General features: G+C 35.1%; 15 protein-coding genes and 1 riboswitch. Of the genes, 14 read left to right on the top strand and 1 reads right to left on the bottom strand.

All coding sequences use genetic code 11. The features are described from left to right. The first annotated feature begins 18 nt into the window (after positions 1-18). From C1631_RS24355 to C1631_RS08450, 14 genes are all read left to right on the top strand, one after another. Positions 19-969 carry a DUF6985 domain-containing protein gene (locus C1631_RS24355; RefSeq protein WP_228441130.1) on the top strand — a complete coding sequence of 317 codons (951 nt, stop codon included), beginning with the start codon at positions 19-21 and terminating at the stop codon, positions 967-969. Between the two features lie 73 nt (positions 970-1042). Further along, complete coding sequence (locus tag C1631_RS08510; RefSeq protein ID WP_109711667.1) at positions 1043-3100, top strand: M48 family metalloprotease; 2058 nt, start codon at positions 1043-1045, stop codon at positions 3098-3100. A 61-nt stretch (positions 3101-3161) separates the two neighbouring features. Next, positions 3162-3536: a VOC family protein gene (locus C1631_RS08505; RefSeq protein WP_109711665.1), complete on the top strand. Its 375-nt coding sequence runs from the start codon at positions 3162-3164 to the stop codon at positions 3534-3536. Further along, positions 3533-4087, top strand: a complete 555-nt coding sequence (locus C1631_RS08500) for a dihydrofolate reductase family protein (protein ID WP_109711663.1) — start codon at positions 3533-3535, stop codon at positions 4085-4087. Before C1631_RS08505 ends, C1631_RS08500 begins: the two co-directional genes overlap by 4 nt. Before the next feature lie 59 nt (positions 4088-4146). Beyond that, the gene (locus C1631_RS08495) at positions 4147-4641 is read left to right on the top strand and encodes a hypothetical protein (protein ID WP_109711661.1); all 495 of its coding nucleotides are present in this window, start codon (positions 4147-4149) and stop codon (positions 4639-4641) included. A gap of 103 nt (positions 4642-4744) precedes the next feature. Further along, positions 4745-5332, top strand: a complete 588-nt coding sequence (locus C1631_RS08490) for an ASCH domain-containing protein (protein WP_109711659.1) — start codon at positions 4745-4747, stop codon at positions 5330-5332. A gap of 110 nt (positions 5333-5442) precedes the next feature. Beyond that, positions 5443-5826, top strand: coding sequence for a 5-carboxymethyl-2-hydroxymuconate Delta-isomerase (locus C1631_RS08485; protein ID WP_109711657.1), 384 nt, complete (start codon positions 5443-5445; stop codon positions 5824-5826). Between the two features lie 35 nt (positions 5827-5861). Beyond that, entirely contained in the window at positions 5862-6365 is a 504-nt protein-coding gene (locus C1631_RS08480; protein ID WP_103247019.1) for a DinB family protein, read from the top strand. Positions 6366-6619: 254 nt separating this feature from the next. Beyond that, complete coding sequence (locus tag C1631_RS08475; protein WP_109711655.1) at positions 6620-7795, top strand: alpha/beta hydrolase-fold protein; 1176 nt, start codon at positions 6620-6622, stop codon at positions 7793-7795. 703 nt (positions 7796-8498) lie between these two features. Next, entirely contained in the window at positions 8499-9338 is an 840-nt protein-coding gene (locus tag C1631_RS08470) for a hypothetical protein (RefSeq protein WP_103247021.1), read from the top strand. Between the two features lie 444 nt (positions 9339-9782). After that, the gene (locus C1631_RS08465) at positions 9783-10562 is read left to right on the top strand and encodes an alpha/beta fold hydrolase (protein WP_109711653.1); all 780 of its coding nucleotides are present in this window, start codon (positions 9783-9785) and stop codon (positions 10560-10562) included. Between the two features lie 5 nt (positions 10563-10567). Continuing rightward, complete coding sequence (locus C1631_RS08460; RefSeq protein ID WP_103247033.1) at positions 10568-10918, top strand: DUF2200 domain-containing protein; 351 nt, start codon at positions 10568-10570, stop codon at positions 10916-10918. Between the two features lie 188 nt (positions 10919-11106). Further along, positions 11107-11232: riboswitch (FMN riboswitch) on the top strand. Positions 11233-11324: 92 nt separating this feature from the next. Then, positions 11325-11972: a 3,4-dihydroxy-2-butanone-4-phosphate synthase gene (gene ribB / locus C1631_RS08455; protein ID WP_109711651.1), complete on the top strand. Its 648-nt coding sequence runs from the start codon at positions 11325-11327 to the stop codon at positions 11970-11972. Positions 11973-12097: 125 nt separating this feature from the next. Further along, positions 12098-13099, top strand: a complete 1002-nt coding sequence (locus tag C1631_RS08450; RefSeq protein ID WP_103247023.1) for a T9SS type A sorting domain-containing protein — start codon at positions 12098-12100, stop codon at positions 13097-13099. Between the two features lie 64 nt (positions 13100-13163). On the opposite strand, the gene C1631_RS08445 is transcribed toward C1631_RS08450, so the two are convergent. Further along, positions 13164-15248 (bottom strand): TonB-dependent receptor domain-containing protein, encoded by a 2085-nt coding sequence (locus C1631_RS08445; RefSeq protein WP_109711649.1) that lies wholly within the window; start codon positions 15246-15248, stop codon positions 13164-13166. Between the last annotated feature and the right edge of the window lie 33 nt (positions 15249-15281).

Genomic DNA, 15281 nt, shown 5'->3' with positions numbered 1-15281 from the left:
CTAAAATGCTGCAGAAAAATGTCAAACGCAAAAAAAATCATCCGCGAGATTGATCTGTTTTTAGATCAATCTATGTTGAAAACCTCCAAAATCACTCAGGAAGAACTCACCAGATTTATAGAAGAAAAATGGAATGAGGCAGACGATGAAAAATATAGTATTTATCAGGCGTATATCATCAACAGCCGTATGGTTAATGAATATATCCGTTTAAGGGATTTTGAGAATATGGAGCGATGGCTTCACAGAATGGACCTTCATTCTGCCGCAGATAAAAATCCTGCCTACGTCGGAAATTATTACAAAGGAGAATGTTGCCTGGAATGTGGCAATGAAGAAAAAGCTTTGGAATATTTCAACTTATGTTATAGTGAAAATGAAGATTACATTTTTTCAAGAGCTCCTTTTTGCTATGAATTTTTCAACAAGCATCTCAAAAATCCAAGAGATCTGTCTGACAGAGAAGAGGAGAATCATGATGAATATATTGACCTCGGCCTTGAATTGAAACACTGGCAAACCTTCTTTCGAACAGAAGATGTTTATTTTCACTATGAGATTTTCGATGAAGAGGATGAGTACACAGAAGAACCTACTGCAGAACAGGAAAACGGACTCATCTATTTACGGGAAAACCAGGAAAATGTTTTGGAAAACATTTTACTTGAGCTGTTAAAACAATATCCCGGGTTACAAAAAAACTATGGGTATTCCGAAGAGGCTAGGGTTGATTGTATGCCGGATGTAAAAAGTGTTCAAGGCTTCGCTGACCTATTATCTCCAACCTATTTTTATATTACTTCTGTCATCAAAGATGAATATCCGTATATCGGCTATGGATTTTCCTGTTCGTGGGATAGTGAGCACGGATTAGGGATAATGACTCATAAGGACAGCGTTATAGAAATCGGAGGAGCTGATATTGCTTTTGACAGTTGGGTTGCTGAAGAGGATCTCCAAAAAAAATAAACTAACCATTCTTTTTAGAGTGGTTTTTTGTTTTATTAGGTTTATGAATGTATTATTGTAAAAAATTATTTCCATGTATATTCAAGTTTCTGAGGATTTCAAAAAGAAAAGCAAATCCGCTGTTCTGGCCATTACGATTTTCGTGATGGTGTATATTCTTTTATTTCTTTTTACCGTTTTATTAACGGTAGCCTGTGTAGTGGGAGGAATACTGCTTATCATCGCAAAACCAATGTTTCTGACCTTAATGCTGGGAGCCGGAGCCATAGGAACCGGAGTGTTTATCTTTTTTTTTATTATCAAGTTTTTATTCAAAAAACATATTAATGACAGGAGCCACCTTACGGAAATCACAAGATCGCAGGAACCGGAACTTTTCAAAATGATTGATGAGATTGTAAAAGAAACAGAAACTGATTTTCCCAAAAAGATTTATTTATCCTATGATGTAAATGCCAGCGTTTTTTATGATTCAAGTTTCTGGAGCATGTTCCTGCCCATTAAAAAGAATCTGACAATTGGTGTTGGGCTTGTTAATACCTCTACCAAACAAGAATTGAAAGCGATACTCTCCCATGAGTTTGGCCACTTTTCCCAACGTTCTATGAAAGTAGGAAGTTATGTTTATAATGTTAATAAGATTATTTTCAACCTGGTTAATGATGATGAGTCGTATCGTAATTCTATAGAAAGCTGGGCAAGCATGAGTGGATATTTCTCCATCTTTGCGGCTATTTCACTTTTTATAACTCAGAAAATCCAGTGGGTTCTTACTAAAATGTATTCTTTCGTCAATATCCGCCATATGGCACTTTCCAGAGAAATGGAATTTCATGCCGATGAAGTGGCTGCCCATATTGCAGGTTCTCTTGCATTAGAAGAATCCCTGCTGAGAATAGAGCTGGCCAGCAACTCTTATAGTAATGTACTGAGCTTTTATGAAGCTAAAATTTCGAAAAATCAATCCAGCAAAAATATTTATAAAGAACAGTTTTTTGTGATGAACTTTTTTGCACAATTAAATGAATTAGAGATAAAACATCACCTTCCCAATGTAAAACTTTCAGAATCCGGACTTTTTAACAAGTCAAAACTGGTGATCGAAAATCAGTGGGCATCCCATCCGTCCCACGAAGAGCGCATTACAAAACTCAGAAACCTTAATATTACCAAAGAAGCAGATAATGAACCTGCAAGGGATCTGTTTAAACATTTTGAGCAGACAGAAGAAAAACTGACCGCAAAACTTTTTTCAGGAGTAAAATATGAGAAAGGAAGAACTGATCTGGATCTTGATATTTTTAAAACAGAATTTGAAGCACAGTATAAGAAAGACTCTTTTGACAAAGTATTCAACAGTTATTATGACAATAAGAATCCCGACTTTACCGTTGTGGAAAGTACGCTTTCTAAAGAATTATCTTTTGATGAATTGTTCAGTAAAGAAAAAGTAGAATTGGTGTATACACTGATCGCTCTTGAAAATGATAAAAAAACAATTGAAGCCATTATCAATAAAGAACTGATTCTAAAAACATTTGATTATGACGGGGAAAAGTATACTTCTAAGGAAGCAAAAAAATTAATCCCTGTCATCGAACACTCGATTGCAGAAATTAAAGTGCAGATTCAGCAGAATGATGCAGATATTTATAACTACTTTATAAGGTCCGCTACGTATTCAGGCAGAAAATCAGAATTCACCGATACCTACAGACTTCTTGCTGATCTTGATCATCAATATGACGAAAAGCTAACTGTTTATACAGATATTGCCAATGCAACCGCATTTATGAATACCAAAACAGCCTTCGATCAGATTAAAAGGAATTTTATAACCCTTAAACCTCTGGAGGAAAAACTGAAAAAAGAAATTAAACCTTATATGGATAGCCATACAATCTCTCTTGACTTAGGAGAACAGGAAATAAAAGATCTGAATTACTATCTTAGCAATGATCTGGTATATTTTAATAATGATCAATATATGGAAACCCATCTTCAGCTCCTGATGAAAGCCATTAATATATATCCTTATCTTCTGAGTCGAAAATATTTCCGAATGAAAAAGGATTTATTAGATATAATGAAAGAACTGAAAACATCTTTCGATATGGAAAAAGTAAATTGATATTTTAAAAAATGATTTTCAATCCGGATGAAATAAGAATTCCGTTTCAAACTCTTACATCATGAATGTAAAATTAGACACCATCATCCTGTATGTACAAGATGTTGAACTGCTTAAAAACTTTTATGTTGAACATTTCAACCTGACGGTTATTGAGGAAGATTCCACCTGGGCTTTGCTTGAAGCCGGCGCCGCAAAAATCGGATTGCATAAAATAGGAGATCAATACCTGAAAAAAATAAATACAAATCATATCTTTGATAACAACACAAAAATAGTTTTTGAAATTGATCTTGATATTGAAGCTGCACGTTATGAGCTCGTATCAAAAAACATCGAAATGAGAGAAATCAAAACATTTGAAAATTATGATTTCTGGTTGTGTGACGGAACAGATCCCGAAGGAAATGTATTTCAGTTGAAAAGTAAAAAATAATATACCTGCAAAATGAAAAAATAGTACTGGATTTAGCCACCACTTTAGATGGATTTATTGAAGGCCCCAATGGAGAAGTTGACTGGTGCATTATGGATGATGACATGGATTTTGATGGTTTTCTATCTGGCATTGACACCATTTTTTATGGAAGAGTAAGCTATGATGTATGGGGAAACTATCAACCTGATGAAAATGCAGGTCCGGAAGAACAAAAGCTATGGAAAGGGGTACATTCAAAAAATAAATTTGTATTTTCAAGTCAACACAGAGAGGATGATAATGCTACTTTTATTTCTTCTGATATCATTGAAAAAGTTTCTGAAATAAGAAAACAGGGTGGAAAAGATATCTGGTTGTATGGAGGCGCTAGCCTTATTAAAACTTTTATTCAAAATAATTGGGTTGATGTTTACAGAATATCTGCTCATCCCGTTGTTTTAGGAAAGGGGAAACCTCTTTTTGAAGATCTGAAAGAAAGATTAAATCTAAAGCTTGTTAAAACCAATGTTTTCAAATCCGGAGTGGTACAGCTTATTTATGAAGCTTAACACAACAAGCCCTACAGAAAAAATATTGCCAAGATCCCAAGCCTCTACGACACACCCCAATGACTATTGAAATAAAAAATAAAACCAACTGGATAATAACCTTTATCACAAGTATTGGTTTATTCATTTCTCTGTTTATTATTTTAGTCGTGATTCCTTTTACCAGCGTTCAGAATGATTATTTCCTAACCGTTTTACATTTTATTTCTTCAGCAGCTCCTTTTACCGGACTTTTCATTATTTTTCTATATATATGGCTATGGAATACCTTCGGAAAAACAGTTCTTATCATTGAATCGGATATCATAACAGTACGATACAAGAATAAATTATTTACCCACCCCAAAATCTTTTCAAAAAAGGAAATCGACCATATCGTGTCAAAAGATTTTGCAGTAGAAGAATATAAATTTGGGGTTCGATATCATCTCTCATGGAGCGGTTCTACGTACTCTGTTGTTATTGTAAATAGGGATAGAGAAATAAGAATTGTAGATTGGATCACAAAAGATATGGCAGAAGAAATAATTCATAAGATTAAAAGTATCTGGTAATACTTCGTGTATCATTTTTAGGAATGGCAATTAGCAAAAGAAGTTCTCATTCTTAATAAAATATGGCAGTAAATCGTAACTTTAAAAGAATTATCATGTCACTATGTTATTTAAAGAACTCCATCTTCAAGGGATTAAATCCGGAAACATCAATCTGGCATTCAGGCGTTGGAAAAAAGCGTCTGTAAAAACAGGAACCTTGGTTAAAACATCAATTGGTCTTGTCAAAATTGGTGATATTGAAATTGTGGATGAAAATGATATTTCCGAAGAAGAAGCTACAAAAGCAGGTTTCAAAAACAAACAGCAGCTATTACAATCATTTCCTTCCGACCCCTCGGCCTCAATTTTTAAAATTTCTGTTTGTTATCACTCTGAAGATCCAAGGATAGAACTACGGGAACAATCCGATCTCAGTGATGAAGATTATATCAAACTAAAGGAAAAATTACAACGGTTGGATCAGTTTAGTAAACGGGGAGACTGGACGCAAGCGGTCTTACTGACAATACAGGATCATCCCCAACTACATGCCACAGGAATTGCTAAAATAACGGGATTTGAAAAAGAATGGCTGAAATTGAATATTCGTAAACTCAAAAACTTAGGACTGACAATCAGCCATCCTGTAGGATATGAAATTTCTCCTCGTGGAAAATTATTGATAGAAAAACTGACAGGTAAGTCGTAACTCTTTTTAGGTCACAAAAAACACATTATTCAAAACCTCTTTATTTTGAGGAGCTGTCAATATTTTTACTATTTTTATATACCACAAAATCAATAACCAAAATAGTATTTATGCCTCATTTTATCATAGACTGTTCAGAAGATATTCTTCAGCAAAAAACAGCTGATGAAATTATGAATGTAGTATACGAAACTGCTGATGCTACCGGATTATTTGCTCCCAACGATATAAAAGTCAGACTACAACCCTATCAGCATTATCGCTTGGGAAATAATAAAAAGAATTTTCTGCATGTTTTCGGATATATTATGGAAGGACGAAATACAGAGCAAAAAGCCAGTTTATCAAAGCAAATCTGTATTGGTCTTACAGAATTACTCCCTGAAACCTCATTTCTATCTGTGAATATCAATGAATTTGAAGCTGCAACGTATAGCAACAGAGCATTGATTAATCCTGAAAATACGAATAAAGACAGGCATTTTGGATTATAATTCATCAATATCAAATCAACAAAATATCAATCATTATGAGCCTAAAAACATTAACCACCAAAAGCGTTCATTACAATAACTGGGTAGTCAATAAATACATCGACTGGCTATCTGCTAAATCTGATGAGCAACTTAATCAGGAAACTATTTCAAGCTTTCCAACCATTTTAAAAACCCTGCATCACATATGGCAAACCCAGGAATACTGGTGGAGCCATATTGCCGAAAACAATGAATTTGATTTTGAAAAAACCACTGCAGCAAGCAGCAAAGAGGAAGTGTTCAATGCTATTAGAAGCAACTCGCAGAAATTGGTAGATTATGTGGAAAGCCTTTCTGAAGAAGATCTTTCAAAAAATGTAAAAATTGAATCTCAGTGGTTTCAATGTGATTTTTCCAAGTATGAATACATCCAACATGCGATTCTTCACAGCACGTACCACAGAGGACAAATTGTAACCATGGGACGAAATGTTGGAATAACGGATGCCCCAATGACAGATTTCAATTTCTGGAATATTTATAAAGATCAGAAATAGATAAATTATTTACTCCATATTTAAAAACGGAATAAAAACAAAAGTCAGCAAAAGAGAAAAACTGTTCAACCCATCAGAAGTATCTTTCAAAAAAGCATCTTATATTTTTTTCCGTTTTTAATGCTTTTATTTTGTATCTCATGAAAGTAGCAACACAAAATTGACAGCCTGCCTGCTGCTTTTTTTTGTATGTTTTTTCAAAAAAACCGATTCTACTCACATGGAAATAAAAGCTACTTTAATATATAAAATCCATGATTTCAAAACTCTATTCTTTCCTGTGGAAAAAGTTTTCCCTGCTATTTTTTTCTTTATGGTCCCTTTCAGCATTCTCGCAGCTTGAAAACATTCCGTCTAATAATGACACTGCCTTTTTGATAGAATCAAAAATTCTGAATGAGTCAAGAAGTATTTGGGTTCATCTGCCTGTAGCGTATTCATCTTTCCAGAGCTATCCGGTTCTATATCTGTTGGATGGAGATGCCCACTTTAAATATGTATCTCAACTGACCGATTATCTTTCAGACTACGACCGAAACAGAATTCCAAAAATAATCGTTGTTGCCATCGTCAATATCAACAGGGGCAAAGATCTGAGCATTCGACATAATACAGTAAATGGAAAAGAAGATACTTCCAGTACCTCATTAACTGATGGTGCCGGAAAATTTTTAAAATTTATTGATCAGGAAGTTGTTCCACAGATCAATTCCCGTTACAAAACCCAGCCTTACAAAATTTTAGTAGGGCATTCGCTAGCCGGAGAATTTGCTTTTTATACTAAAAATACACTCCCAGACCTGTTCCAGTCTACCATTGTAATAAGTCCGGCCATTCATGACGAAAATATCAGTATGGTGGATGATTTCAGTAAAATCTTGCAACAAAAAAAATTAAGAGGCAAACTATTTATAAGCCTTGGCGATGAAGATACTCAGAAAGTCGATCTGATTACACAAAGACTCAAAAATCTCGCTCCCCCGACTTTTGAATGGGATTATAAACACTATAAAGATGAAAATCATTTTTCAGTTCCTTATAAAAGCATTTTTGATGGTTTAAAATTCATCTATAAAAACTGGTTTTTTGATAATTATGGTACAGAGCTCATGGCTTCTAAAGAAATTCAAAAACGGTTTGATGCTCTTTCGAAAGAATTTGGGTATACCATTCGCCCTACAGAAGATTTCGTTAATAATTGCGCATACAGGCAATTGCGTGCCGGCAATATAGATACTGCTCTTGAATTATTTCAGCAAAATGTAAAAGATCATCCTGATTCATGGAATGCTTATGATAGTTTAGGTGAAGTGTACATGAAAAAAGGTTATAAAAAATCAGCCATTGAAAACTATAAAAAATCACTTCAATTAAAGCCGGATAACAACGACGGAAAAGAAATGCTTGAAAAACTTCAATCAGACAAGTAAAAAATTCTTTTTTCTCTACTTTTCTTATGATTATGTAATACGAAAAGTACATTAAATTTATACAAATACCCACAATATCGCAATTTAAAACTCTCATGTAGAGGCTTTGGAGTGGCAATACAATGTCGTTTCGTGCTCATTCAAGAGGTAAAAAAAGGATCTATGTAAGCTATAAAAATTGTGGATAACTTTTTTCATCCCCATTATTTATGGAGGATAAAGTATTAGTATCTTTTTTCACATATATAACAAAACAAGTCAATAAGCTATAAATAAGCGCCTTATAATAAATTTCAATCTCTAACATAGCCCTTACATTGTTGTGGATATTTTTTGTGGATAACTTCTTACAAAGGAATTTTCACTCGCCCTACAATCTCATCTTAATTCATTTTGTGAATATTTATTCATACACATTTATGATTTATTTTTTGTAAATTGCACTAGCAAAATAAATCACCAATCAATGAAATACAGACCATGAAAAACTTACATTCCATGCGGGAGAGAAATTCATCTCCCTAGCTTACACAATGATCAGCATCTGTCTCAAATAAACCTCAATACAGAAAGCTGAATCACAGAATATATACTCCAGATAAAAAAGTAAAAAGCCGATTACCCTTACTCACAGCATGCTTATGTTGTGCCATAATTTTTATGTCCATGAATTGAATAATTCAAAAAAAATCCCTCATTCAAAATGATAACAACAAGTACCCAGGTTCCTTACCTCAGTGAAACCTCTCCCTACATCTGTATACCAGAGCACATCATCCTAAAAGACAACAAAATAGAAACAGAACTCAACAACTGCAATTTCGAAAATGAAAATTTTTCAATCTTTTTAAAAATCCTGACCTCGCTGGCCAACTGCAACTTGCACCAGCTCCTGAGTAGCAGCACAAAAGAAAAAATATACTTTATTGGTGAAAAATTACGCATCAGAAAAACATCTTACAAAGAAACACCTCTCTCAGTTTCTATTACAGGCGAAAGTATACTGGAATCACAGAGAAGAGGAAAAACCCGTTTAAAAGTCATGGATGCCATTTCAGAAGAAACAACATACACTTTTGAATTAGACCATTATATTTTAACAAAAGAATCATTTAAAAATTTATATAAAAATTATTTTGAACCCAACATCGTTATGTACTACGATGAAACACTTCCCGAAAGTAAAATAACACAGATAAACCCTGAACATCAGTTTACCATAGCAATAAATCCTTTCACCCCCAATCAATGCAAAGGCCATTTTGAAAACTTTCCCATCGTTCCATTCGTTTTCGTTACCAGTTGCATTGTAAAAGAAATTTTTAATTTTTTCGGTTCTGATAAGGTACACGAAATTGAAAACCTTGAAGGATACCCATCTAAAGCAATCCCCATAGAAACACAATTGGAAGTCGATGTTTTTTACCAAAAATTTTTACAAGACCTTACGTATATAAAGTGCGAAATAAAAGATAGTTTGGGTATTTTGTATGCTACTCTTATGATCAATTTAAAGTCAAAAGCCGGCAAACAAAAAATATAAAATTTCACCAACAAAGTTCTGCATTATTTCAGTGCAGAACTTTGTTTAAACTTGTTTTTATTACCCCCCAAAAAAACATTCATGATCGTTTTCCACAAAGCAAATACAATGTGGATAACTTCCTTAAATACTAAAATATATTGTGGATAAAGTATGGATAACTTTTTTACAACAACGAATAAAATCCAATAAACCATTAGTTATCAACAAATAAAAACAAAAAGCATATTATAATCATTCTATAAAATAATGGGGATAAGTTATGGGGATAAATAAATTATGCTGCCATTTTTTATTTTTCTAAGACGGAAAAAAAATACAGATGTTTATAACTGAATCTGTTAAAAATACGTGAGATTTTTTTAATTTTATCTATACTGAAACTCTTTGCCTTCACCAGTCTTTTCGTAAATTAGTTTTCCTAAAAATTCAATAAACAAATCCATGGAAAAATACACACCATCCTCAGACGGTCAGAAAATACATTACAAAGAATCCGGTAAAGGAAAAACCACTCTCATCTTTGTTCACGGATGGCTGGGCAATACCGAATGGTGGAATCATCAGCAGGAATACTTTAAAAATGATTACCATATCATCCAAATGGATCTGGCAGGACATGGAAAATCTGATTCCGGCAGACAAAACTGGGCAAGTGAACTTTATGCTGATGATATTAAAGCGGTAACCGATACTATAGACGCTTCAGACATTATACTTATCGGCCATTCAATGTCTGGAGCTTATGTCCTTGAGGCTGCTTTAAAAATCCCAAAAACAAAGGCAATTGTTATTATTGACACCTTAAAAGATTTAGATGAATCCTTTACTGAAGAACAAGCCGAGCAATTAATGTTCAGCCATTACCGAAATGACTTTAAATATGCCGTAGAAAACTTTCTTCCTCAGTATCTTTTCGCTGCACAAACCCCACCTGCAGTAAAAGAAAGGTTGCAACATGAATTCCTTCAAAATGAACCGGAAATGGTCATCAATCTTCTAAAACCTTTATACCAAACAGACTACAGAGAGATTGCAAAAGATGTACAGGTACCTGTTGTTGCCATCAATTCCGATGCCTCCCCTACTAATACTGAAGCCAATCGTAAATACCTGAAGCATTATGACAATCTAATGATCGAAGGGGTTGGTCATTATCCCATGTTGGAAAAACCTGATGAATTTAACACAATCCTTGATAAAGTACTCAAAAAACTGAGTTGATCAATATGCAGAATACTAAAATTTATACAACCGCCTTTGCCAGTGTTTATCCACATTATATTCAAAAAGCAGAAAAAAAGGGACGAACCAGAGAAGAAGTACATGAAATTATATTCTGGCTTACCGGATATGATGAAAAAACCTTACAGGAAATACTGGACGACAGGACAGATTTTAAAACTTTTTTTGAAAATGCACCTCAGATGAATCCCAATACATCTTTAATAAAAGGAGTCATTTGTGGATATCGTGTTGAAGAAATTGAAGATAGTCTCATGAAAAACATTCGTTATTTAGACAAACTCATTGATGAACTTACTAAAGGAAAGCAAATGGAGAAGATTCTGAGAAAATAATATAATCTTAACAGAAAAGCCATTACAGATTGGGATGGCTTTTTTTGTATAAATTCTATCTCTGTTGAAAATTCTCATCAAAACTCCTTTTCTATTTCAAAAAACTTCCCGAAATTAGCGACCTGTGCGTTAAATACTATTCAATGAAATAAAAATTTAAATTACAACATACAGCAAAACTTAGTATAAGTTTTCTTCGGGGCAGGGTGAAATTCCCTACCGGCGGTTACAGTCCGCGACTCCCTTCTTTTGAAGGGACTGATCTGGTGAAATTCCGGAACCGACAGTTAAAGTCTGGATGGGAGAAGAAAATGAGATGATCAGTAAGATTCCTTATGGGTTCTTATTGTGTCGTATTTCATTTCCATGTACCGAAGACTATTTTAACTTTTAAAAGTAAAATAACATGGAAAAATTATTAGAACAATTCGGAGCAACCTCCAAAGAACGTGTAGAAAAAGCACTATCAACATTACAACAGGGAAAAGGTATTCTTTTAGTAGACGATGAAAACCGTGAAAACGAAGGAGACATCATCTTTCCCGCTTCCACTATTACAGAAAGAGATATGGCACTTTTGATCCGCGAATGCAGTGGCATCGTTTGTTTATGCATTTCCGAGGAAAAAAGCAAACACCTCAATCTTCGTCCGATGGTGGAAAACAACAATTCAAAAAATCAAACGGCATTTACCATTACCATTGAAGCAAGAGAAGGGGTAGAATCAGGAGTTTCAGCGAAGGACCGTGTGACCACCATCAGAACTGCTATTGCTTCAGATGCACAGGCAGAGCACATCGCAAGCCCGGGACATGTCTTCCCTTTAATTGCTAAAAAAGGGGGTGTTTTTGAAAGACGCGGTCATACTGAAGGCAGTGTTGACCTTGTCAAAATGGCCAATCTGGGTGACGATGCCGTACTTTGTGAACTAACCAACGAAGACGGCTCTATGGCAAGACTTCCTGAAATTGCAGACTTTGCAATAACAAAAGGAATGACTGTGGTAACAATTGAGGATATTTATGCCTATCGCAAAATGATTCTCAGCAACTAAAATCAACTATTCTATTTAACGCACAATACAACCATCTGATCACTTCAGATGGTTTTTTAGCATTAATAACCATTTAAAAATAAATTATTTTCCCGCTTTTAGGTATATTTGATGAAAAATTAACAATGAAAACATCTTTATTTATTTTGTTGGGAACCCCAGCTGTATTCTCAGCACAAATCACACTTACGAAAGCAACTCATGATCCTGTGATCAACGATATCGTTAATAATAGTATTGTAACCGGAACAGTAGACAACTCTGCCACTGGCCCCAATGTTACTTTTTCTAACGGGAGTCTTGCACAGGGAGCCTCATCACAAGTTACCTATTCTACTCCTACGGCTACAGAAATTGGTAATTATCCGGGTTCTACAATTAAAATGATTGATGGCACAACCACTATTTTCTATAAAGCATCTGCAACCAAACTTGAAATTACGGGAATTATAAATCCTCAGGTAACACTGAACTTCAATCAGGATAACGGTACTTATATTGCCTATCCCACGACTTACAGTTTGACCGCTCAAAGCGATACCGTTCAAGGGTTGTTTTCCTCTTCCATTGCTAACGGTCTTGTGAAAGGTACAATGGCCTTCCAGGCTGATGCATACGGAACACTGATGGTTGCAGGTAAAACCTATAATAATGTTCTCAGGGTAAAATTCACCCAGAATATCGGATTGTATTCTCCTATAGATATCACCTTTTCCAATCCTCTGGGAACATTTACCAATACCGCATACTCCTATTATGATGCCAGCCACAGATATGCTTTATTGAGCTCAACCAGCGGAACACTTTCAGTTCCGGCATTCGGGATCAATCAAACTACGGCAACCGCTCAGGCACTGAACGAAACATTTTTAGCCGTTGGTCATGTGATGAAAAAAGCAAACCTTTCTATTTATCCTAATCCTGCGCAGGATTTTATTGGCTTTAAAGGAGAGGTGGATAACTATTCAACGGCAAAAATCTATAGTCTGGACGGAAAGTTGGTTAAGACATCAGAAGTAAAATCCGGAAATGTACAGATTTCTGATCTGCCTCCTGCCTCCTATTTTATTGAAGTCGGCGGAAAAAACACCGAAACGGCAAAAACGACAAAATTCATCAAGAAATAACATTTTAAAATCCCCGCTCAAAAGAATTGACGGGGATTTTTATTCTCTTTATCTATTTGTTATTTTAGAATGTGGCTGCCGGTGCAGTTACATTATTCAGCTTTCTTTGGATCTCAGTTTTTTTACCTTTAGAAAAATCATAGCTAAGTCCCAGCACGAACATCGATTTATTATTCATGATCTGGGTGTGCAACCTGTAATCTACAAGACTTTCCGGTAAGCTTTTGGTTTTATATTCCGAAGGCATTCCCATCCAGTACATTCCGGAAGAGAAAGACCAGTTTTTCAATTTATAACTGACAAAAACGTGATTTGCATTCTCGTTTGTATTCAAAAATGCTCCATTAAGGCTGTACACAGGAATATTGAATTCGTATTGAAGTGAAAACGATTTATATTCTGAAGACAATACAAAAGAATTTCCTAAATAATTATTCTTAATCAATGCTCCGGCACTTGTTTTAATCATTTCCGAAGTGGGCGTCAGAACCAATTTTACGACAAGAAGGTTACTGCCAATAGGTTTGTAAGAACCCGTTACCTCTACTCCGTATCGTTGGCCACTTTTCCCGTTTTCATAGGTCAGGGCGTATCCTCCTAATGTATCATCCAGTACATAATACTGATTAATAACCCTGTTTGTGTATCGGTAAAACAAACCGGCATTAAAGTCAAAATGTTTATTATTAAAAGAATAAGTGAGCGCATTGGAAAAGACCTGTTGTGATTTCAGGAAAGGATTTCCCCGCTGAACAATATTGGGAGCCACCTGAATCACATTACTACTTAAAGCATTACTTCTCGGGCTTACCGGAGTAAAGCTTCCTGTAAACCGGAGATTCTGATTATTTCTCAGTTGATAACTTAAAATAACTTTTGGAGTAAAAGTCCATTCATCAAAAGTATTTTCAGCACTTTTATTATGGATATTGGTGAGCCCGGCTCCCACTCGATAGCTGAATTTCTCCAGCTTACCCGAAAATTCCGTATAAAAGTACTGTTCCAGATAATTGACGTTATATTGAGAATATCCCGCAAGGTTATTCAGATCATTAGAGATGGAAGTTCTGGAAATACGATATCCGGATGAAAGCTTTCCTGTTTTAAAATCATGTACATGGGCCAGCTCCCCCACGATACTGGTTTGTTTTGCTTTAAGCATCATATCATTATCGTACACAGAAAGTCCGGAATTGACGATCCATTCTTTAGCCGTCTCTGAAGTATTGGTGGTGTAATGAGATCCCACCACATTAATGCTCAGCTCATCTCTTTCCCCCATCCTTTTAGAATAATAAAGATCCAGCTTAGGAATTACATAATCAGATGCGTTATTTTTAAACATTGCATGTTCTTCAGGAGCATTATCCTTTGCAAAAATGCTTTGTCCTGTTCCTTTTGAAAATCTGCTGAAAATATTCATATCCAGCTTTGCCTGAAAAGTATAATCATCAGGAACAAGGCGTGTATAACGGAAGGCCACATTCTGATCCGTATATCCAAAATGATCTGTTCTGTTCTCATCAGAACGATAATGCATTCCGTTGAGTTGATAATCGTAGATACTGTTGACTCTTCGGTCATTGTAATCTCTTAAATTCAGGGAATATTCAAGCCCAAAATCATTTTTCCCTTTAGTAAAAGCAGCATATGCTGAACCATTAACAAATCCTGTACTCAAACCTGAAGATACTTCCGCTCCAAAAACATATCCTGTTTCCGTAGATCTTGTCAGAATATTAACTACAGTATCAGCTCTCGTCGACCAGCGGGCAGGTGGAATATCATAATACTCAACTTTTACAACTTCACCGGGGGCTATACTGCGAACCTGAAGATCTGTAGCTTCAATACCATTAATCAAAAATAAAGTCGTTCCGCCTTTCGTACTTTTAAGGGTATTAGAAATTGGATCCAGTTGTAATTCCGGAAGACTACGAAGCAAATCTTTGGCATACCTTGCTCTATCCAATGCTTCTTTATCAAATGTATACACAGCCTTATCTGCAAATTGCTTTTTACGTTGAGATTTAACAATAACTTCCTGGATTTCATTTGTCTGTAAAACACCAACAGTATCATTCTCTTTTTTCTGTGAAAACATCAAAGTTCCATACAGTAAGGCTATGGCATATATCGTTTTTTCCATTTCAGAATAGATTATACCTTTAGAACAATCTAC

Source organism: Chryseobacterium phosphatilyticum (assembly GCF_002899825.2).
Classification (GTDB): Bacteria; Bacteroidota; Bacteroidia; order Flavobacteriales; family Weeksellaceae; genus Chryseobacterium; species Chryseobacterium phosphatilyticum.
The sequence above is the reverse complement of the archived record's forward strand: the minus strand, read 5'-3'. Positions and strand labels throughout refer to the sequence as shown.